The sequence below is a fragment of the Rhodococcus mengyinensis genome (assembly GCF_048381435.1).
In the GTDB taxonomy this organism is placed as follows: domain Bacteria; phylum Actinomycetota; class Actinomycetes; order Mycobacteriales; family Mycobacteriaceae; genus Rhodococcus_F; species Rhodococcus_F opacus_D.
This window is the reverse complement of record NZ_JBLWIT010000161.1, coordinates 21296-40296: the sequence shown is the minus strand read 5'-3', so window position 1 is coordinate 40296 and position 19001 is coordinate 21296. Positions and strand designations below refer to the sequence as shown.

General features: G+C 67.7%; 16 protein-coding genes. 13 read left to right on the top strand and 3 right to left on the bottom strand.

What is annotated here, in order from left to right; translation table 11 throughout:
- Positions 1 to 86: 86 nt before the first annotated feature.
- Positions 87 to 1565: a type VII secretion protein EccB gene (eccB, locus tag ACNJ7E_RS42650; protein ID WP_418342623.1), complete on the top strand. Its 1479-nt coding sequence runs from the start codon at positions 87 to 89 to the stop codon at positions 1563 to 1565.
- A gap of 10 nt (positions 1566 to 1575) precedes the next feature.
- Here eccB and mycP read toward each other — a convergent pair whose 3' ends face one another.
- Both mycP and eccD read right to left on the bottom strand, forming a co-directional pair.
- Positions 1576 to 2967: a type VII secretion-associated serine protease mycosin gene (mycP, locus tag ACNJ7E_RS42645; protein ID WP_418342622.1), complete on the bottom strand. Its 1392-nt coding sequence runs from the start codon at positions 2965 to 2967 to the stop codon at positions 1576 to 1578.
- Positions 2964 to 4436, bottom strand: coding sequence for a type VII secretion integral membrane protein EccD (gene eccD / locus ACNJ7E_RS42640; RefSeq protein ID WP_418342621.1), 1473 nt, complete (start codon positions 4434 to 4436; stop codon positions 2964 to 2966). The genes mycP and eccD overlap by 4 nt, the downstream gene beginning before the upstream one ends.
- Before the next feature lie 283 nt (positions 4437 to 4719).
- Here eccD and eccCa point away from each other — a divergent pair, with 283 nt between their 5' ends.
- The 4 genes from eccCa to ACNJ7E_RS42620 all read left to right on the top strand — a co-directional run bounded on the left by eccCa (position 4720) and on the right by ACNJ7E_RS42620 (position 10895).
- A complete protein-coding gene (eccCa, locus tag ACNJ7E_RS42635) occupies positions 4720 to 8721 on the top strand; it encodes a type VII secretion protein EccCa (protein WP_418342620.1) in 4002 nt (1333 codons plus the stop codon).
- A gap of 56 nt (positions 8722 to 8777) precedes the next feature.
- Positions 8778 to 10115 carry a type VII secretion-associated protein gene (locus ACNJ7E_RS42630; protein WP_418342619.1) on the top strand — a complete coding sequence of 446 codons (1338 nt, stop codon included), beginning with the start codon at positions 8778 to 8780 and terminating at the stop codon, positions 10113 to 10115.
- Positions 10116 to 10246: 131 nt separating this feature from the next.
- Complete coding sequence (locus ACNJ7E_RS42625; RefSeq protein WP_144286073.1) at positions 10247 to 10564, top strand: WXG100 family type VII secretion target; 318 nt, start codon at positions 10247 to 10249, stop codon at positions 10562 to 10564.
- A 43-nt stretch (positions 10565 to 10607) separates the two neighbouring features.
- On the top strand, positions 10608 to 10895 hold the full coding sequence (locus ACNJ7E_RS42620; RefSeq protein ID WP_283332988.1) for a WXG100 family type VII secretion target: 288 nt from the start codon (positions 10608 to 10610) through the stop codon (positions 10893 to 10895).
- Positions 10896 to 10964: 69 nt separating this feature from the next.
- Here ACNJ7E_RS42620 and ACNJ7E_RS42615 read toward each other — a convergent pair whose 3' ends face one another.
- Entirely contained in the window at positions 10965 to 11417 is a 453-nt protein-coding gene (locus tag ACNJ7E_RS42615) for an Lrp/AsnC family transcriptional regulator (RefSeq protein ID WP_005239716.1), read from the bottom strand.
- Positions 11418 to 11498: 81 nt separating this feature from the next.
- Between ACNJ7E_RS42615 and ddaH the strand changes: the two genes are divergently transcribed.
- The 8 genes from ddaH to ACNJ7E_RS42575 all read left to right on the top strand — a co-directional run bounded on the left by ddaH (position 11499) and on the right by ACNJ7E_RS42575 (position 18997).
- A complete protein-coding gene (ddaH, locus tag ACNJ7E_RS42610; RefSeq protein ID WP_418342618.1) occupies positions 11499 to 12416 on the top strand; it encodes a dimethylargininase in 918 nt (305 codons plus the stop codon).
- 6 nt (positions 12417 to 12422) lie between these two features.
- On the top strand, positions 12423 to 13649 hold the full coding sequence (gene rocD, locus ACNJ7E_RS42605; protein ID WP_418342617.1) for an ornithine--oxo-acid transaminase: 1227 nt from the start codon (positions 12423 to 12425) through the stop codon (positions 13647 to 13649).
- Positions 13650 to 13817: 168 nt separating this feature from the next.
- A complete protein-coding gene (gene rplM / locus ACNJ7E_RS42600; protein ID WP_005239728.1) occupies positions 13818 to 14261 on the top strand; it encodes a 50S ribosomal protein L13 in 444 nt (147 codons plus the stop codon).
- Positions 14258 to 14794 carry a 30S ribosomal protein S9 gene (rpsI, locus tag ACNJ7E_RS42595; protein WP_005239729.1) on the top strand — a complete coding sequence of 179 codons (537 nt, stop codon included), beginning with the start codon at positions 14258 to 14260 and terminating at the stop codon, positions 14792 to 14794. Before rplM ends, rpsI begins: the two co-directional genes overlap by 4 nt.
- A gap of 138 nt (positions 14795 to 14932) precedes the next feature.
- A complete protein-coding gene (gene glmM / locus ACNJ7E_RS42590; protein ID WP_283353384.1) occupies positions 14933 to 16270 on the top strand; it encodes a phosphoglucosamine mutase in 1338 nt (445 codons plus the stop codon).
- An 86-nt stretch (positions 16271 to 16356) separates the two neighbouring features.
- A complete protein-coding gene (locus ACNJ7E_RS42585; RefSeq protein WP_280782651.1) occupies positions 16357 to 16665 on the top strand; it encodes a hypothetical protein in 309 nt (102 codons plus the stop codon).
- The gene (locus ACNJ7E_RS42580) at positions 16662 to 18776 is read left to right on the top strand and encodes an ICP22 family protein (protein ID WP_418342616.1); all 2115 of its coding nucleotides are present in this window, start codon (positions 16662 to 16664) and stop codon (positions 18774 to 18776) included. The genes ACNJ7E_RS42585 and ACNJ7E_RS42580 overlap by 4 nt, the downstream gene beginning before the upstream one ends.
- The gene (locus ACNJ7E_RS42575) at positions 18773 to 18997 is read left to right on the top strand and encodes a hypothetical protein (protein WP_418342615.1); all 225 of its coding nucleotides are present in this window, start codon (positions 18773 to 18775) and stop codon (positions 18995 to 18997) included. Before ACNJ7E_RS42580 ends, ACNJ7E_RS42575 begins: the two co-directional genes overlap by 4 nt.
- The last annotated feature ends 4 nt before the right edge of the window (positions 18998 to 19001 follow it).

The window sequence follows — 19001 nt, the reverse complement described above, 5'->3', positions numbered from 1 at the left end:
AGCAGACCCGTACCCATCCGCCGTGAAGATTGTCGATGGAACTGTACTGTGTCACCCCGAGCGCTGTGCAGCACGGGGGAGGAACAATGGCTGTAACACCCACCACGCGGTGGCAGGTCAACGGGTATCGCTTTCTGGTCAGACGGATGGAGCACGCCCTGGTGCGTCGCGACGTCCGAATGTTGCACGACCCCATGCGGTCGCAGTCGCGCGCACTCGCGGTGGGGGTCGTGATTGCGTCGCTCGGACTCGCCGGCTGCGCCGCGCTGGCACTGTTCCGTCCGCAGGACAAGATCGGCGACGCGTCGATCGTCGTCGGTAAGGATTCGGGCGCGATGTTCGTCGTCATGGGCGACACCCTCCGTCCCGTGCTGAATCTCGCGTCTGCCCGGCTCATCGTCGGAAAGCCCGAGAATCCGGTGATCGTCAAGGAATCCGAACTCGACACCCGTCCCCGCGGTGCCCTCGTCGGGATCCCCGGCGCGCCCTCTGCGCTGCCGGCGGGAGACCCCGCCGCGATGACGCCGTGGACGGTGTGCGACTCGATCGCAGCGGACGGAAATCGCTCCGTCACAACATCGGTCATCGTCGGCGAGACCGAGAGCTCCGAGGGTGGCGGGACCCTCACTGGAGATCAGGCGCTGCTCGCGTCGACCCCTGATGCGTCGTACCTGATCTATGACGGCAAGCGGGCCAGGATCGACCTCGACGATCCGGCGGTCACCCGCGCGCTGGGCCTCGAAGGCGCCCGGCCACGCCCGGTGAGCAAGGGTTTCGTCAACGCCGTCCCCGAAGTGCCGCCGCTCGCCGCGCCCGTCGTCCCGGGGGCCGGGAGCAGCCCACGGTATCCGTTGCAGGACAAGGTCGTGGGATCCGTCTTCCAGGTGCTGATCGGCTCCGAGACCACGCATTACGTCGTCCTCCGCGACGGAATCCAGAAGATCAGCTCGGCTGTCGCGAACCTGATCTTCCTGTCGGACTCGCACGGCGACACCGAGATGTCCAGCATCACGCCCGACGCGATGAATCGGATCCCCTCCGTGGAGCGGATTGCGGTGGACAGCTTTCCGGAGTCGGCGCCGAAAATCGTCGATGCGTCGGAAAGCCCCGTGAGCTGCCTGTCGTGGCAGCCACTCCGTGCACCGGACGAGTCGAGCGCGAGCGGTCCGGCGGCCGAGCTGTCCTTGGTAGCGGGTCGCACCCTTCCGATTCCCGGCGACGCTCGCGCGGTCGAGTTGGCCCAGGCGGACGACGCGGGCGACAACGCGGATTCGGTGTACGCGCAGCCGGGTACGAGCGGTTTCGTGCAGTCGACCGGCATCGAGCCTACGAGCACGCGACGCGACAGCAGCTTCTTCGTCGCGGACACGGGAGTCCGGTTCGGTATCCCGGATGGCGACTCCGCCAAGGCGTTGGGTGTCGACGGCGCTCGCCCTCTCGCACCGTGGCAGATTCTCGGCCTCCTGGCGCAGGGCCCGGCGCTCGGGAAGTCGTCGGCGCTCGTCGCGCACGACGGAATCGCCCCGGACGCAGCCCCGGCCGCTGTCGCGTCGGGGTCCAACTGAGCAGGTTCGGTCAGCGCCGACCGGTCGCCGACTGGAACCGGCGGCGGAGGGGGAACGACGCCAGGACGCCGAGCACGAGCAGCGCGCCCAGCGTCGCTGTTGCCGCGACAGCGACGTTGCGCGGTCGATGATCCGGGGGAGCAGCCGCCGGGAGCGCCTCGACCGCGACGGAAGTCGACTGATCGACGGTGGCACCGTCGAGGGGAACGTCAGCGGTGACTGCGGCCAGCGGATCGATGATCCCGTGCCCGACAGACGTATTCCACCCCTCCGCCGGCGCATGCGCTGTGGCCTCGATCCGGGCCATGACCTGTTGTGCGGACAGTTGCGGGAACCGTGAGCGGACCAGCGCGACGGTCGCCGAGACGTACGGCGCTGCGAAACTCGTGCCCTTTACCGGCTCCGCGTTGCCTTGCACGCCGTACGTCGTATTCGTCAGGTCGCTGTTAGTCGGATGCAGCGAGGTCAGACCGGACCCCGGAGCTGCCACGTCGACCCACGGGCCGGCCAGGCTGAACTCGCTCGGTGATCCGTTCGCCTCGACGGAGCCGACGGTCAGCACGTAGTCGTCGTACCAGGCAGGACTGGCGATGGTGCTGACGGAGTCCCACAGATCGGCGCCGGGACGGAGGGGATCGTGTGCCGGATTCTGAAGCGTGCATTCTCCCGAACCGAAGTTCCCTGCCGCCGCGACCACCACGGCGTTGTGCACCGTGACGGCGTATTTCACGGCCGACCCCAGATACCGGTCGCCATCGCCGATTCCCTCGGCGGCGGTCTTGCACGCGACCTCGGAGATGTTGATGACCGTGGCGCCCGAGTCGGCTGCACGCCGGATCGCCGTCGCCATCGTGGCAACGTTCCCGTATCCGCCGACCGAGTTGCCCGCGTTGTCGACCTGATCGGCCTGGCCTGCGGCGCTGTACGCGCTACTCGTCTGCCGGATGGACAGGATCCGGGAATCCGGTGCACCACCGGCGAAACCGGAACCGGGAACCTGCGCGGCGCCGATCAGCCCGGCGACGAGCGTGCCGTGCGCGTCGCAGTCGACCGTGCCGGTCTCCGTCCCCACGAGGTCACCGCCGTCCATGAGGCCGGGAAGTCGCGGATGCGGGGAGACGCCGGTGTCGATCACCGCGACGATCTGACCGGCACCCCGGGTGATCGGCCAGACCGATTGAAAGTCGAGATCGCGCTGGGCAACCGGAATGTCGGGGCCGTCCGGCACGCGCACAGCGTCTTTGCACGGCCGGCGTTTCTCGACCTTCGTGCTGTCCTTCGGTGGAATGAGCCCGGCGTCCACGGGAGCGGGCACGACAGCAGAGGCGCCGCCCTGACCCACGGCGGCGGTGACCGCCACGACCGCGGTGGCCAGGACGACGCGGATGAGCCGGCGCCTCACAGTCCACGCATCAGCGAGTAGAGACCGGTCACCCAGCACACCAGCGGAACGATCGACGCGATCACCGCCAGATCGATGAGCTCGGCCACCCGTCGCATCACGGGGGAGAACGTCTGGCGAGGGGCGAGGATTCCCAGTACCAGCCCACCGACGGCGAACAGGATCGCGACGGCGAACGACGCGATCGCGAAGTCGGGCACGGCAACGGCTGCGGCGGTGAGCAGCAGAACCAGTATCGTCACCCCGCCCGCGATCAGCGGTACCGCCTGCTCGGCGCTGCTGTACGTGCGTCCCCGGAACATCAGCACGGCGGCGGTGGCGACGGCGAGAGAGAGCCCGGGCCAGAAGATTCCATCGGACACACCGGGTTGCGCCGCGATGAGGGCGCCGATCACGGCGAGTGCTGTCATCGCGCCGACCAGACCGGTGAGGTACTTGCGGGCGCGTGCCGCACGCTGTGCCAGAGAGTCGAACGACGGCATCGTCACCTCGTCGTCCGGGTCGTCCTCGGACGGATCGACCGAGGTGCCCGGCGCCGGGACGGGAGGCAGTGGAAGTTTCGCCAGGAGTATCGCCACCCGGGCCGAGAAGGCGAGTCCGATCAGCGCCGCCGCCACGACACCCGCGCCGACAGCGGAAACCGGATTGCCGAACAGAGTCGCCACGAGGGCGGCGAGCGAACCGAACAGGGACGACACCGACAGGGCCGTGAACAGTCGTGATCCGACACCGCCCAGTCGCAGCGCAAGAACGGCGGTGGTGCCCGCCAGCACGAGTCCGAGGAGCAGGTGCGGAGCGCCGAGATCGCCGGGCACGAACAGCATCCCGGCCGCGAACGAGAGGGGAACGGCGCATCCGCTGAGGACGACAGAGCTTGCCGCGTCGCCGTAGAGGCGACCGGTGACCGCGCCGGCGATCAGGAAGAGTAAGGCCGTCGCGAGTGCACACCCCGCCCCCAGGAATCCTCCGGACCCCGCCCCGGACCACAGCAGCGCGAATGATCCGACGACGGTGCCGAGCACCGCGGCGACGGAGCCCACGACCCGTGCGGAACCCCGGGTCCACTCACGGTCGCCTTCCGCGTCGGCGACCGCCACGTTGTACATGATGTCGTCGAACAGCGGCGGCGGCGCACTGGCGTGCACGCTCTGCAGTACGAGGAGATCGCCGTCGCGGATTCCGTGCTCGTGCAACGTCAACGTGGTCGAGAGCGGCGAGTGCCCGATCTTCGCGAGCACCCACTCGCTGGGTTCGTACTGTTCGAGCGAGTCGTCGAAGTCGTTGGCACTGCGATGGGTGCGGATGGTGTCGACGATGCCCGGAACGAGGATGGCCAGCGGCACACCGAACGGCACGGCCATGTCGACCTGCGAATGCGTCGACAGGACGGTGATCCGGCAGAGATCTGCTGCGGCACCGGGACGGGTGGACGAGGCGGATCCCCGCGATTCGTCATGCGTGATGGACACTGCGATTTCCCCCAACTCTGCGACGCACAACCCCATCTGCGCCGTTACGACACCGATCGACGACCGGTCACAGATCGTCATCCGATTTGATCACCGGTGACCTTACGACACGGCGGACGCCGCCTCCAGTGTCCGGCAGGGCGCGGACCTTCCCTATGCCCGCTCGCCCCTCATGGGTTAGTGTCTGACTTCGCGGATCGAGCCCAGGGGGGCGACCCGGAGTTCCGGGATCGGATCGGCTGCACGGTTTTTTCGGGGCGGTTGTAGTCATGGGGGGCGAGTAGTGAGCACTATTCGGTTCGTGCGCAAGGCGCGACGGGAAGTCCCGCGCATTCCGGGCGGCGAAGTGAGCCTGCAGGCTCCGCCCGAGATTCCACGCCTGGTACCGGGAAACCTTCTGACCAAGCTCCTTCCCGTGGTCATGGTCGTCGCCATGGTCGGGATGATGGCCCTGATGTTCTCGTCGGGCATGGCTCGCAATCCGATGTCGATGCTCTTTCCCGTCATGATGATGGTGTCGATGCTCGGCATGCTGGCCGGTGGCGGCCGCGGCGGCCCGAAAGCGGCGGAGGCAAACGAAGACCGCAAGGACTACCTGCGCTACCTCGATCAGTTGCGCCGCGACGTCGACGAGACCGCCGAGCAGCAGCGAAAGGCGCTCGACTGGAGCCACCCCGAGCCCGGCCTGCTGTGGACCATCGCAGGCACGGCACGTATGTGGGAGCGCCGCGTCACCGACCCCGATTACTGCCACGTGCGCGTCGGCCGGGGCAGCCAGCGCCTCGCAACCCGCCTGATCGCGCCGGAGACCGGACCGGTGGAGGATCTGGAACCGGTTGCCGCGGTGTCCCTTCGTCGCTTCGTCCGCGCGCACTCCGTCGTTCAGGATCTGCCGACCGCGGTGTCGCTACGCGGCTTCGCGGCCATCTCCGTGGAAGGGGAACGCGGTACTGCACGGTCCCTGGTGCGGTCGATGCTCATGCAGTTGTGCGCATTCCACGGCCCGGACAATCTTCTGGTCGCCGTCGTGTGTGGCCCCGACACCGAGCACGAGTGGGACTGGGCCAAGTGGCTGCCGCACGCGCAGCATCCCGATTCGTCGGACGGTGTCGGTACTTCCCGCATGATCTATGGCTCGATCCTCGAACTCGAATCTTCGCTCGGCCCGCAGCTGTCGATGCGTAACCGATTCTCGCGCAACGCTCCCGCCGCCCCCGGTGTCCCACAGTTCGTCATCGTCGTCGACGGGGGAATTCTCGAGGGCGAATCGGGGATGATCACCGACGGCGGGGTCGACTCGGTCTCCGTTCTCGACATCAGCGGCTTCTGCCCGCGACTGACGGCCACGCGAGGACTCCAGTTGGTGGCGCAGGACGGATCCCTCGGCGCCCGCAGCGGAGCCGGCGTGGAGATATTCGCGACAGCCGACCTCGTCAGCGCTCATCAGGCCGAGACGCTGGCCCGGCGACTCGCGCCGTACCGGACGGCGTCGCAGACTGCGGTGGACGCGGGCGACGACGATCAGCCGGTGCAGACGTGGAGCCAGATGCTGGGAATCGGCGACGTCGGCCGTCTCAACCCGGATCACGCATGGCTGCCCCGCCAGGGCCGCGATCGGCTGCGGGTCCCGATCGGTGTCGGAGTGGACGGTCACCCGGTCGAGATCGACCTCAAGGAGTCGGCCGAGAACGGTATGGGGCCACACGGTCTGTGCATCGGAGCCACCGGTTCGGGGAAGTCGGAGTTCCTGCGGACACTGGTGCTCGGCCTGATCGCGACGCATTCGCCCGACGTGCTCAACCTCGTCCTCGTCGATTTCAAGGGCGGCGCCACGTTCCTCGGCCTCGAGGACGCGCCGCACGTCGCCGCGGTGATCACCAACCTGGCCGAGGAACTCGCAATGGTCGACCGGATGCGGGACGCACTAGCCGGTGAGATGAACCGACGTCAGGAACTTCTGCGTTCCTCCGGGAACTTCGCGAACGTCACCGAATACGAGAAGGCTCGCCAGGCGGGCGCCGACCTCGACCCGCTGCCCGCACTGTTCATCGTCGTCGACGAATTCTCCGAACTACTCAGTCAGCAGCCCGAGTTCGCGGACCTCTTCGTCGCCATCGGCAGGCTCGGCCGATCGCTGCACATCCACCTGCTGTTGGCGAGTCAGAGGCTCGAGGAGGGCAAACTGCGGGGGCTCGACAGTCACCTGTCGTACCGCATCGGTCTCAAGACGTTCTCGGCCAACGAATCGCGCACAGTGCTCGGCGTTCCGGACGCCTACCACCTGCCCGCTACCCCGGGCGCCGGATACCTCAAATGCGATTCCGCGGAGATCGTCCGTTTCCAGGCCTCCTACGTGTCCGGTACCTACGAGGGTGGACGGGAAGACAGTGTCCGACGGCCGGGTGAGGCGGCTGTCGAGCTGCGGCCCAAGATCTTCACGGCCGCACCGGTCGCGCTCGATGTCGTCGAGATCCTCGACGAACCACAGTCGCTCCACCTGGCCGAGGAGCCGACGGAGATCCGCACCACCATGGAGGTGGTGGTCGAACGGATCACGGGTCGCGGACCGCGAGCTCACGAGGTGTGGCTCCGGCCGCTCGACGCCGCGCCGAGCCTCGACCAGATGCTGCCGGGGTCTGTTCTCACCGAACCGGTTCCCGCGCTGAGCTCGCTGCGTACACCGATCGGAATCATCGACAGGCCCTACGACCAGAGGCGCGACCCCCTGATCGTGGATCTGTCCGGGTCTACCGGCAACATGGCGGTGGTGGGTGGGCCGCAGTCGGGCAAGTCGACTGCGATTCGCACGCTCATCACGTCGTTGGCTGCCACCCACTCCGCGGAGCAGGTGCAGTTCTACTGCCTCGACTTCGGTGGCGGCACGCTCGCCGGACTGTCGGGGCTGCCGCACGTCGGTTCGGTCGCCAACCGCCTCGACGTCGATCGGGTGCGTCGCACCGTCGCTGAGATGAACACCATCGTCCGTCAGCGCGAGGAGCGTTTCCGCGAACTCGGGGTCGAGTCGATGGCCGAGTTCCGGCGACTGCGCGCCACCGATCCCGGCAGCCGCGGCGCGGCGGCCGGGGTCGCGCAGGATCCGTTCGGGGACGTCTTCCTGGTGATCGACGGTTTCGGCAGCATTCGTCAGGACTTCGAGGCTCTCGAACAGCAGATCACCAACCTTGCATCCCAGGGGTTGTCGTACGGGGTGCACGTCGTGCTCACCGCCTCACGGTGGGGCGAGGTCCGGCCGGCGCTCAAGGATCAGCTCGGCACGCGGATCGAGCTGCGCCTCGGTGATCCCTCGGATTCCGACCTCGGTCGAAAGACCGCGGCACTCGTTCCCGAAGGCCGACCGGGACGCGGCATGACCCGCGACAGCCTGCATCTGCTCGTCGGGTTGCCGAGGATCGACGGGAGCTCGGATACGACCGACCTGGCATCCGGTGTGGCGCACGCGGTGTCGTCCATCGCCGCCGCGACACACGGCCGGCCCGCCCCGGCGGTGCGAATGCTGCCCGCACAGATCGCCCGCGACGACGTGCTCCACGCGGCCGGGGGGTGGCCGTCCTACCTCGATCCGGCGCAGGCATGTCTGCAGATTCCGATCGGTCTCGACGAGGCCGAGTTGGCTCCCACGTTCCTGAACTTCGCCGAGCAGCCCCACTTCCTGGTGTTCGGTGACACCGAATGCGGCAAGACGACGCTCCTGCGCAACATCTGCGAGGGCATCATGGCGTCGAACACGAGCAAACAGGCGAAGATCATTGTCGGCGACTACCGGCGCACGATGCTCGGCGTCGTCGAGACGGAGCACCTGGCGTCGTACGCGCCGTCCGAGGACGTGCTGACGACGAACATGAGGGACCTCGCGATCCTGCTGAAGGGGCGCATGCCGGGCCCCGGGTTCAATCGCCAGCAGCAGCGCGACCGATCCTGGTGGTCGGGACCCGAAGTCTTCGTCGTCATCGACGACTACGACCTCGTCGTGACCTCGAGCGGTAACCCGGTCGCCGCGATCGTCGAATTCCTGCCGCACGCCCGTGACATCGGTTTCCACCTGATCATCGCGCGCCGCTCCGGCGGTGCGGCACGCGCAATGTACGAGCCGGTCATCGCGCGTTTGCGTGATCTGCAGTCGACTGGCCTCGTGATGAGTGGCAACCGGGAGGAGGGCAATCTCATCGGCACCGTTCGTCCGAGTGCGATGCCTCCCGGGCGCGGAACGCTGGTCAACCGTGCGGGTACCGGCCTGATCCAGCTCGCGTGGATGCCCCCGCTGTGATGTCGGCGGTCGCGATTCATCTCACTGAATCCGGCATGTGGTCCTGCGCTCGAGGCGTGACGACGGCAGCTCACGAGATGACGCCGCTCTGGTTCGTCGACGACGAGTACGTCGACGTCGACGGCGGAGTTCTCGCGGTATCCGACGCCCTGGCAGGGGTGTTCCGGTCTGCGATCCATAGTGCGGGGGAAGTTGTGCCGATCGCGACGGCCGTACTTTCACACCCGACGGAGTGGGGTTCCGAGAGGCGGAACGTGCTGTCCGCCGCGGGGTCGCGCGTTGCCGCCGACACGGTGCTGGTTCCCGTTGCCGTGGCGGCGGCCGAGGGTGCTGCGGTGTCAGGTGGCCGATGGATGGTGCTCGAAGGCCGGACCGTGGGGGCAACGGCCAGTTACGTGGTCGGCGAGGTCGGCGGATACCGGGTCGTCGAATGCGAGCACGACCCGTCGCTCTGCGCCGACGAGGGGATCGACGAGTGGGCGACAGCGATCGTGGAACTCGGTGCGCGAGCCCGCGGTGATCGGCCGGTCGACGGAATACTCCTGACGGGCGTCGGAGAGTCGCAGGAGCGCACATCGATGCGTGACGCGGTGGTCGCCCACGCGTCCCCGAATGCCGACGTCCGGATCGTCACCGGTGAAGAGATCGCGCGCGCACTCGCGTCCAGCGTGGTCGAGGCTGCAGACGAGCCGGCGGCGATGACTGTGCCGCAGGCGAACTGGCTCGAACCGGCGTTGCAGGGATCGGAGCGCGGTGACCGACGGAGCACGCGGCCGACGTTCTTCGCAGTGACCGCGGTGCTGGCCGTCGTCGTCGGAGCTGTTCTCGTCTTCACTCTTCGCGAGCCTGACACCGGCACCGAATCCGTCCGCGCGCTCGACGCGAGTGCGACACCGGCGGCTCAGACCACGACGCGCAGTCGCGCGTCCGCCCCGACCACCACCACTACCGCCACTGCGGCAGGACTGGAGGTGGGCGGAATTCGCGTGACACTGCCGAGCGGATGGAAGGAGCGCACTCCCACCGCGTCGTCGTCTTCCGGCGCCCGGGTGGAGCTGGTGCCTGCAGGCGGCGCCGACCGGCGAATCATCATCACGCAGAGCGCGGTTCGAGAGGGAGCCGGATACGACGAGGTTGCGGCGACGCTCGCGGCGAAGATTGCGCAGCGCGGCCGTCCCGAGCTGTTCGGAGAACTCGAGCGCGACGTCGTGTTCGGCGGTCGACCCGGCATCGCGTACAGCGAATTTCCCGACGAGAGCTCCGTGGTGCGTTGGCACGTACTTGTCGAGCGTGACCTCCAGGTGAGCGTCGGCTGTCAGTTCCTGGCGGAGGAGTGGGAGTCGATCGAGAGCGTGTGCGAAGAGGTCGTGCGGTCGCTGGTGATCGTTCGGTGACCCCGTTCCTTTCGCCGAAGAATCTTCCACCGCGGTGGAACCGATTGGGCGGCTGATGCGTCCAATCTTATGTAGGGGTGAATGCGGGCAGTCCAGAGGGGGCCGCCGCACCGAGAACAGAAGGAGTCACAATGGCGGGAGTTGTTACCGATGTCGGCCAGATGGAGGTCGCGGCCAATCACGTGCAGACGGTGAACAGCCAGCTGCAGGGCACGATCAACAGTCTCAAGGGCCGCTGCGAGGAGTCGTCTTCGGCCTGGCAGGGTGGGGCTCAGGCGGCGTTCATGGAGCTGATGGCTCGGTACGGAGATGCTGCGCGCCGTATGCAGGACTCGCTGGACGAGATTGCGGTGAAGATCCGCGAGAACGGCAAGGGATACGACGCCGCCGAGCAGGCCAACCAGGATGCGATCCATGCGGCCGGAGCTTCGGGATCGCTCGACATCTGACGCCGGCGCCGAGAACAATTACCACGCTCGAGGGGAGCACCGAATGTCTTCATTGAAGTACGGATTTGCCGAGTTGCAGGCGCTGGCGAGCGACATCAAGTCGAACGAAGCGAAGCTGCGCGAGACGCATGACGAGCTCCGGGGCTACGTCAACGGGCTCGTGGCGCAGTGGGAGAGCGGTGCGCGGGAGAACTACCAAGCTGTGCAGGCGAAGTGGGACAACGCCCACGAGGATCTGCTCCAGGTTCTGCAGACGATCTCGAAGGTCGTCCAGGACGGCGCCGTCGACATGCAGACTGCAGAAGACCGGAACGCCACGGCGTGGCTCTGATCTTCGCGTGACACGTCGCGTGCCCCAGCAATCCACGATTGCTGGGGCACAGTGGTCTCCGGCAGTGGGTCAGTCGGCAGGTGGTATCAGCCGGCTGAGGACGACGCTGCTCTTGGTCTGAAGTACGGCCGGCTCCGACCGCAGATTCTCCAACGTGCGTTCGAGGTGTGCCGTGTCGGTGGTGCGGACGCGGAGGAGGGCGTTGGCATCGCCGGTGACGGTGTAGGCCTCCTGAACCTCGGTGTGACGGGACACGATCCGTGCGATCTCGACAGCCGAGGTGCGACCGCTGCAATATAACTCGACGAAGACCTCGACGCCGTGGCCGAGAGCACGCGGATCGAGCGCCGCATGGAATCCGGTGATCACTCCGGACTCGACCAGTCGATCGACCCGACGCTTCACGGCGGGTGCGGAGAGCCCGACCTCGGCGCCGATGGTGGCGAAGCTGGACCGTGCGTTGCGCTCGAGCCGCGCAACGATCCGCCGATCGAGCCCGTCCAGACGCAACGAATCATCCATGTGATGGAACGCTAGCGCATTGATCAGGCCTTTTGGTGGGTGGATACTGATTTCACCGACACCGATCGAGGGGGAGTGGAGATGGCGCCCACTGCTGGTATCGAGTCCGAGAATCCGTACGAGGAGACCGCGGAGGTGCCGGGCGACGCCGCCCGCGTCCCGCGGCATGCTCACTCGCGGAGCTACCTGATGTGCCCGCCCACGTATTTCGACGTCGTCTATGCCATCAACGACTGGATGCGGCCCGAGGAACCCGTGGACCGGGAGCGTGCGATGTCGCAGTGGTCGGCGCTCGCGGACACCTACCGGCGACTCGGGCACGAGGTCCTCACCATCGACCCGGTCGAGGGACTTCCGGACATGGTGTTCGTCACCGACAGCGGACTCGTCGTCGACGGGGTGGCGCTCGGCGCCCGCTACCGGTCCGCCGAGCGGCGGGCCGAGGCTGAGCACGTGTTCCGGTGGTTCCGGGACAACGGGCTGATCAGGCCCACCCTGCCGCGGTACGTCAACGAGGGGGAGGGCGACTTCCTCGTCGTCGGCGACGTGATCCTCGCCGGAACCGGGTTCCGCTCCGACCCGCGGTCACACGCCGAGGCCTCGGCGCACCTCGGCCGCCCGGTGATCACGTTGAACCTGGTGAATCCCCGCTACTACCACCTCAACACCGCCCTGGGTGTGCTCGACGACTCGACCATCGCCTACCTGCCCGCGGCGTTCTCGTCGGACAGTCGCGCTCTGCTCGAGCAGATGTATCCCGACGCGGTGATCGCGGCCGAGACGGACACCGACTGGCTCGGGCTGAACCTGGTCAGCGACGGTGCCAATGTGGTGCTACCCGTCCAGGCTTCGCGCCTTGCCGGCCAGTTGTCCGCCCGCGGGTACGAGCCCGTGCCGGTCGACTACTCGGAATTCCTCAAATCCGGTGGTGGAATCAAATGCAGCACTTTGGAGCTCCGCGGCTTCCGCAGGCTCCGGGTGGCGGAAGATCAGGGGTGACCAGCAATGTCGGACGGTGTCGTTTCCGTGTCGGATGCCACGCGTGAGCAGCTGAGCAGGGCCGACGAGCACAGCGCACACAACTACTCGCCGCTGCCGGTCGTGATCGAGTCGGGCGCGGGCTCGTGGGTGAAGGGAATCGACGGCGTCGACTACCTGGACGTCCTCGCCGGATACTCGGCGCTCAACTTCGGCCACGCACACCCCACCCTCGTCCGGGTGGCGAGCGAACAACTCGGCCGGCTCACCCTGACCAGCCGCGCCTTCCAGCACGATCGGTTCGCGTCCTTCTGCGAGGACCTGAGCCGGCTGTGCCGGAAAGAAGCCGTACTGCCGATGAACACGGGCGCCGAAGCCGTGGAGACCGCGCTGAAACTGGCCCGCAAATGGGGCTACGACGCCAAGGGAGTGCCACCGGGACGTGCCGAGGTGATCACGTGCGCCGGGAACTTCCACGGTCGCACCATCTCGATCGTCGGGTTCTCGTCCGATCCGGACGCGTACACCGGATTCGGTCCGTTCCCGGCGGGCTTCGCGTCCGTCGAATACGGGAACGCGAACGCGCTCGAGGCCGCGATAACCGAGAACACCGTGGCGGTGCTCCTCGAACCGATCCAGGGGGAGGCCGGAGTGCTGGTGCCACCGCCCGGCTACCTCGCGGCGGTCCGGGACATCTGCACTCGTCGCGGGGTCCTGATGGTCGCCGACGAGATCCAGAGCGGGCTCGGGCGGACCGGCGACACGTTCGCGTGCGACCACGAGAACGTCATCCCCGACGTGTACGTCCTGGGCAAGGCACTCGGGGGTGGTCTGATGCCGGTTTCCGCCGTCATCGCCGACTGGCCGGTGATGGCGGTGATCGGCCCCGGACAACATGGAAGCACGTTCGGGGGCAACCCCCTCGCCTGCGCGGTCGGGAGCGCCGTCGTGGACCTGCTCGAGACCGGCGAGTATCAGCAGCGAAGCCGTGACCTGGGCGCCTACCTGCACAGCATGCTGTCGCAACTGCCCCCCGACCACGTCTCGGAGGTGCGTGGGCGCGGACTGTGGGCCGGTGTGCAGCTGGCCGACGGTATGCCGTCCGCTCGAACGATCTGTGAAAGACTTCTGGCACGCAGGGTCCTCGCGAAGGACGCGCACGAGGGAACGATCCGCATCGCCCCGCCGCTGGTGATCGAACGGGACGAGCTGACGTGGGCGGTCGAACAGCTCGCCGATGCGCTCGCCGAGTGAGTTTTGACCCTGGGCCTCACCGACCGGTATTGTTCTCCGTTGGCGTGCCGTGCGCCGCTGTGTCCTCGTGTCGCAGTGGCTGGCGGTTCTCGGGTCTCAACTGGCCGCCGGGAATCGCTCGACGATACGCAATGGCCAGCAGCGGATTGAACAAGACGAGGAAGTTCTGTGTCTACGTACACCCCGAAGGCCGGAGATGTGACCCGCACGTGGCACGTCATCGACGCCACTGACGTGGTGCTCGGCCGCCTTGCCGTCCAGGCAGCCAACTTGCTGCGCGGCAAGCACAAGCCCACCTTTGCACCGCACGTTGACGGCGGCGACTTCGTCGTCATCATCAACGCCGAGAAGGTTGCCATCAGCGGCAACAAGCGTGAGGGCAAGTTCCTCTACCACCACTCCGGACACCCCGGTGGTCTGAAGTCCCGCTCCGTCGGTGAGGTTCTCGACAAGAACCCCGACCGCCTCGTGGAGAAGGCCATCGTCGGCATGCTCCCCAAGAACAAGCTGGGTCGCGCCATCAGCAGCAAGCTGAAGGTCTACGCGGGCCCGAACCACCCCCACGCCGCGCAGCAGCCGGTGCCATTCGAGATCAAGCAGGTGGCCCAGTGACGGCGCCGGAGGAGCAGAACGTGTCCAACCCCGAAGAGATCACCGAGGCTGTCGAGGTCGCGGCGGACGAGTACGTGTCCGTCGAGGAGCCCGAGGTCGCCGAGGACATCGAGGCCGCTGCTGCGCCGCAGGCCCCGATCGTGATCGATCGCCCCATCCAGACCGTCGGTCGTCGTAAGGAAGCGGTTGTCCGCGTCCGTCTGACCCCCGGTTCGGGCGACTTCAAGCTCAACGGCCGCACCATCGAGGACTACTTCCCGAACAAGGTGCACCAGCAGCTGATCAAGGCTCCGCTGGTCACGGTCGAGCGTGCCGAGTCCTTCGACATCGTGGCGCTGCTGCACGGTGGCGGACCGTCCGGACAGGCCGGCGCACTGCGTCTCGCCATCGCCCGCGCGCTCATCGAGGTCACCCCCGAGGACCGTCCGGCTCTCAAGAGCGCCGGCTTCCTCACGCGTGACGCCCGCGCCGTCGAGCGCAAGAAGTACGGCCTGAAGAAGGCCCGCAAGGCATCTCAGTACTCGAAGCGCTGATGTGTCGCCGAAGCCGCCCTGCGGGGTCGGCTTCGGCACCTGTTCTTCCCGAGAGCAGGCGTCCATCGTTACCGGACGCCTGCTCTCGTGCTTTATCCGAGATGTAGTGGGTTTTCCTAATTGCGAGGGGTCTGGTCTATGGGTCGATTGTTCGGGACGGATGGGGTTCGTGGTCTCGCGAATACCGAGCTGACCGCCGAGTTGGCGTTGCAGGTGGCCTCCGCCGCCGCGACGGTGCTGGCGTCGCCGGGGTCGGGGGGACGCAAGACGGCTGTGGTCGGCCGTGACCCGAGAGCCAGCGGTGAAATGCTCGAGGCGGCGGTCGTCGCGGGCCTGACGTCGGCGGGTGTCGACGTTCTGAACGTCGGGGTGCTGCCGACACCCGCGGTGGCCTACCTGACCGCGGAGCTGGACGCAGCTCTCGGTGTCATGATCTCCGCCTCGCACAATCCCATGCCCGACAACGGCATCAAGATCTTCGCGGCCGGCGGACACAAACTCGACGACGAGGTGGAAGACCGGATCGAGTCCGTCGCCGCCGGAACCACGACACGGCGGGCGCCGACCGGTGCGGGGATCGGACGTGTTCGCACGGTGCCGGACGCCGCGGAACGGTATCTGCAGCACCTGGCCACCGCACTCCCGAACAGCCTCGACGGGCTGACCGTGGTGGTGGACTGTGCGCACGGCGCGGCATCGGGCGTCGCTCCCGCCGCCTACCGGGCCGCAGGCGCCACCGTCGTCGCGATCAACGCCGAACCCGACGGACTCAACATCAACGAGAACTGCGGGTCGACGCACCTCGAAAGCCTGCAGAAGGCGGTCGTCGAGCACAGCGCCGATCTGGGGCTGGCGCACGACGGGGATGCGGATCGGTGCCTCGCCGTCGATGCCGCCGGTTCCCTCATCGACGGCGACGCCATCATGACCGTGCTCGCCCTCGGCATGCGCGACGCGGGTGAACTGGTGGACAACACCCTCGTCGCGACGGTCATGAGCAATCTCGGTTTGCACATCGCGATGCGAGAGGCCGGGATCACACTGGTCACCACTGCCGTCGGTGATCGCTACGTCCTCGAAGGACTCCGGTCCGGTGGCTTCAGTCTGGGCGGCGAACAGTCCGGACACGTCGTGTTCCCCGCCTTCGGCACCACCGGCGACGGAGTGCTGACAGGACTGCGGCTGATGGGCCGGATGGCGGAGACCGGACAAGCGATCGCAGATCTGGCGTCGGCGATGACGACGCTCCCGCAGGTTCTGGTCAATGTGAGGGTCGCCGACAAGCGCGCCGTCGCCGCGTCCCCGGTCGTGCTGGACGCGGTCGTGGCCGCCGAGCGCAGCCTGGGCGACAACGGCCGGGTGCTGCTGCGGCCGTCGGGAACCGAACAACTCGTCCGCGTGATGGTCGAGGCGTCGGACATCGAAGTAGCCCGGAAACTCGCCGACGAACTGGCGGGCACCGTCGCCTCCGTGTGAGCGGACACAACGCACCAATCGGCCGGGGGAACCGATCGGTGCGCTGTCGCGTCTAATGCAGTAGGTCGCGAAGAGAGGGTGGGGCAATGAGCGATGGGCTCGAGGTGGACGTCGCGGTGGTGACGGACGCGGGTACGAGACTGCTGCGGTCGGCGGAGGTCCTGAGACAGCAGGCCGCCGAGACCGCCCGGCTGGAATTCAGTGGAATACACGCGGGCCGCGACTACGCCGCGAAGGGTGACGCGGTGCGTGACGCCCTCGGCGTCGTCGGGGTCGCGCTCGGGCAGTGGGCCGCGGACGTGGAATCGTTCGGGCACGCGTTCCAGGCCGCCGCGGCGCGCTACTCGGGAACGGACGCGAACGTCACCGCCGACGTGAACGGGGTGCAGTGGTGACCGCGGATCCGAGAGCGCTGATCGACGACCCGAACCTGAGCCGCGAATACAAGGAGCAACTCCTCCAGTCCTGGGCGGCCTCCCGCGAGGAGGACGAGTCATCCTGGCAGCCGTACTTCGACGAGTACGGGCTCGACAAGCGTGACCGGACTCCCTCCGCCGACCAGCGGTACGCCGCATTGCTGGAGCAGGGCAGCGACTGCCAGACCGCGAACGCATCCCGGATCGCGCTGGGGGAGCACCTTCGCCCGAATGCCCTCAACGTTCCCGACGACATGCTCGATCTCGGCGCGCGGGGCCTCGAGTTCTTCGAGTTGTTCCTCCCCGCCGCGACACGACTGGGGTACGAATCCCGCGAACTCGCCGACTACTACGCGAGGTTCGACGCGGAACGGGGGATGCGCCTGCACACACTCGCCCACGACGTCGACACCCTCGGGCGCAGCCTCGACACGGCCCGCACCGAACTCGACGAGAACGAGAGATGCGTCGCCGCAGTGCGAACCGGGTGGAGCGGAGTCGCCGCCGCGGCAGCGATCGACGCCGCCGACCGACAGAACGTCCAGGCGGACGCCACCATCGGTCGGCTCCACGATCTCGCCGAGGTGCTGTTCGAGGCGAACCTCACGCTGAGCGCCGCGGTGACGAACAAGGCGTACAAGGTGGTGTCTCTGCATCAGCCGACAGTGGGCGGGTACAGCGCGGCCCAGATCGACGTTCTCGCGCGGATCTACGCCGAGGGCAAGGACGGCGACAACTCCGCCGCGAAGGACTGCATGGAAGATGCGTCGTACTGGTTCCCCGAACTCGCCGACGACGACTACCGGCACGTCAACGGCCTGTACAAGGACGGGGGCGGCGGTGCGCTCCGCCGACTCGACCGGGACGACGTGGTGCGGCGGGCCGCCGGAATCACCAAGGACTGGCTCGACGCGAACTTCCGGCACGTGTACGAGGAGAAGCAGCAGGAGTTCACCGCCGCGTGTGTGGACTGCGCCGAAGCGGTGCACGCCGCCTATGACGCCGTCGTCGCCGAGGCGCGGTCGATCGAGGTGCAGCCCGGTTTTCGTCCCGAGGACACTCCCGATCCGGCACCCGCGCCGAGGGCGCCCGAGGTGCACGACGCCGACACCGTCCCCGCCGCTGCGCCCGCTCCCGCACCCGCTGCGCCGACGGCGCCCGCCACCTCACACGCGACGAACGGACCGGCGTATGTCCCGCCTCGATCCGGTGGTGGAGACGCGGCAACCATTCCGACGGCCGCCGCACCACCGCCAACCGCACCACCGACAACCGCACCACCGCCGATGGCTGCGGCGCCTCCGATGACCGCTGCGCCGCCGATGGCCGCCGTGCCTCCGATGACTACCGCCCCGGGCCTCGGGAGCATTCCCGGTCCGGGTGATCTGGTACGTCAAGGTCTCGCGGGAGGTCTGGCGGATCTCGGTTCGATCCTTCGCCCGTTGATCGAGGACACCGTCTCGGCCCTCACCCACAGGGACGACGAAGAACGGAACACCGAGGACCTCGGCGACGGACACGCCGATCCGCGGGAGGACGGCGGCGAGCCGGCCGACGGCGTCCCACACGACAAGAGCCTCGAACTGAACCTCGACGGACAGTCGTGGACCCTCGCCGTCGATGCGGACGGTCAGGGAATTCATCTCGAGCTGACCGACGGACAGGGCGGGACGGCCAGGTTCGGAGTCGAGATCGGCCCGAATGGTCTGCCGCAGATCACAGCGGAAACCGGTGCGGGCGAAGGAGACTCTGCAGATGCCGACTGCGCACCCGCCTCGCCGACCCCGGAATCACAGGTCAGCGATGATGCCGAGGCCGCCCCGGATGCGACATCCGAAGAACATCCGGCGCCCGGCCGACCGGCCGTGGACGCCGTGCCGGACAACGAGAACACACCGGCCCTTGCGCCGGCCGGAGACGCCGCAGCCGACCCGCAACCACAGGTGGTGTCAGTGCAGCAGCAGCCGGCTCCCGAGACGCCCGCCGAGGCCCCGCCACTGGGCGAACCGCGATCCGCGCCCGAACTGGCGACAGGTCCCGTGGGCGGATTCGACAGCGGCGCCGAGTTGGCCGAGGCCGGGCCGCTGTGAGCCACCGAGCCGCACAGTTGCGTGCGCAACGGGCACAGATGCGGGCCGACCTCGAAATGTTCCGGGAACGGATCGACGAGCGCAGAGCCCGAGACGAGGAAGCCGCGGCGAACCGGTCCGGCCGCAGCCGGACCGAGCCTGCAGCGGCATCACCCGCGGCTGCGCCACCGGAAACACTCGACGACGACGAGTTCTATCGTCCGCGCAGCTGGCTGGTGTGACCGG

Bases quoted from the DNA above. Each gene is read 5' to 3' on its own strand.
- eccB (WP_418342623.1), top strand. From the start codon at position 87: ATGGCTGTAACACCCACCACGCGGTGGCAGGTCAACGGGTATCGCTTT.
- ACNJ7E_RS42625 (WP_144286073.1), top strand. From the start codon at position 10,247: ATGGCGGGAGTTGTTACCGATGTCGGCCAGATGGAGGTCGCGGCCAAT.
- ACNJ7E_RS42620 (WP_283332988.1), top strand. From the start codon at position 10,608: ATGTCTTCATTGAAGTACGGATTTGCCGAGTTGCAGGCGCTGGCGAGC.
- ACNJ7E_RS42615 (WP_005239716.1), bottom strand. From the start codon at position 11,417: ATGGATGATTCGTTGCGTCTGGACGGGCTCGATCGGCGGATCGTTGCG.
- ddaH (WP_418342618.1), top strand. From the start codon at position 11,499: ATGGCGCCCACTGCTGGTATCGAGTCCGAGAATCCGTACGAGGAGACC.
- rocD (WP_418342617.1), top strand. From the start codon at position 12,423: ATGTCGGACGGTGTCGTTTCCGTGTCGGATGCCACGCGTGAGCAGCTG.
- glmM (WP_283353384.1), top strand. From the start codon at position 14,933: ATGGGTCGATTGTTCGGGACGGATGGGGTTCGTGGTCTCGCGAATACC.
- ACNJ7E_RS42585 (WP_280782651.1), top strand. From the start codon at position 16,357: ATGAGCGATGGGCTCGAGGTGGACGTCGCGGTGGTGACGGACGCGGGT.